At 74.4% G+C, this 1,312-nt stretch carries 3 protein-coding genes; 2 read left to right on the top strand and 1 reads right to left on the bottom strand.

Annotated elements, in window-relative coordinates; translation table 11 throughout:
• Positions 1-264: 264 nt before the first annotated feature.
• Positions 265-504: a helix-turn-helix domain-containing protein gene (locus AC2W7G_RS16515; protein WP_485869395.1), complete on the top strand. Its 240-nt coding sequence runs from the start codon at positions 265-267 to the stop codon at positions 502-504.
• Positions 505-507: 3 nt separating this feature from the next.
• Here the strand turns inward: AC2W7G_RS16515 and AC2W7G_RS16510 are convergent, their stop codons facing one another.
• Positions 508-1,011 (bottom strand): hypothetical protein, encoded by a 504-nt coding sequence (locus tag AC2W7G_RS16510; protein ID WP_485869394.1) that lies wholly within the window; start codon positions 1,009-1,011, stop codon positions 508-510.
• 77 nt (positions 1,012-1,088) lie between these two features.
• Between AC2W7G_RS16510 and AC2W7G_RS16505 the strand changes: the two genes are divergently transcribed.
• Positions 1,089-1,312: hypothetical protein (locus AC2W7G_RS16505; protein WP_485869393.1), on the top strand; the 224-nt coding region annotated here is incomplete at its 3' end.

Raw genomic sequence — 1,312 nt, 5'->3', positions numbered from 1 at the left:
CCGACCGTCGCCCCCAGCACGAGCAGCACGCCCACCAGACCCGCGGGTCCCGCCAGCTGCGTCCGGGCAGCCGGCGGGCCGGTCTCACCGGCGCCTGGCTCGCGCTCGTCCTCGTCGTCCGTGCCGTCATCGGGCCCCCCGCGGGTCGTCGTGGTGAGCCCATTCCACTGGCTGGGCGGGGCACTCGTCCAGGCCCGTCCCGCTTGTCCACACCCCGGTCGGCGGCTCGACCGACCTGACACCTGTGCGTGCCATGCTTGCCGCATGTCGTCCGCCGCCACTCCGCGCTTCCTGACGCTGGCCGACGTCGCGGAGGTCCTCAACGTCACGGTGCGCCAGGTGTACGCCCTGGTCCGGTCCGGCGACCTGCGCGGCATCCAGATCGGCGGACGCGGCCAGTGGCGCATCGAGAGCAGCGAGCTGGAGGACTACATCCAGCGCCAGTACGCGCGCACCGAGCAGCACCTCGACGCCGAGGCCGACGCGCACGCCGACCACGGCTGAGCCTCAGTCGCGCGTGGTGACGGTCGCCAGTCCCGCGTAGGCCACGAGCTCGGCCGCTCCCTGCTCCCCCACGACCTCGACGTGGTCGTGCCCGACCCGACCTACCCGTCCGACCAGCCGTGATCCGTCCACCAGCACGAGCGACACGGTCGCGTCCTCGTCGCGCAGCACGCGCCAGGCGGCGGGCCAGCCCAGTCGCCGGCCGACCTCCGGCGCTGGCGGACGTCTCGATCCGGGCGGGGCGGCGGTCAGCACGGCGCCGACCGCGACCAGCACGTCACCGGCCGCACCGCGCAGGTGGAGCAGCGCCGGACGCACGCCCAGCACCCGTCCCTCCACCAGGCCCGCACCGCGGACCCGCAGCCGCACCTGCTCGGCCAGCAGGTCGAGCCAGGCGGTCGCCGCCTCCTCCTCCTCGACCAGGTCGGCGACGAGCGCGTCCCGCTCGAGCAGGTCCTCGTCGGCGACCTGGTGCTCGATCTCGGTGAACAGCCGCTCCCAGCGCATGGCCGCACCGTACCCGCGTCCCGTCGTCCCCAGCCCCGGACCGGCGTGGTTGACGGTGGCCCGCGGCCGGGCGTCCCATGGACGCAGACGACATCAAAACGTCGTCAAACGTGACGATCGGGGGCATCATGCGACGACGGACGACGGCACTGCTCACGCTCGGCTGCGGCCTGGTCGCCGGCCGGCTCGGTCCCGCGCTGCCGGACGCCCTCGCCCGGCTCGGCGGGAACGACTTCGGCGCGGCCCTCGAGGCGCTCGCGGTGCTGCTGCTGACGGCGGAAAAAAACGTGCACCTGGGCGG

This window comes from Aeromicrobium sp. PFPM2_SD2 (assembly GCF_057364525.1).
The sequence above is the reverse complement of the archived record's forward strand: the minus strand, read 5'-3'. Positions and strand labels throughout refer to the sequence as shown.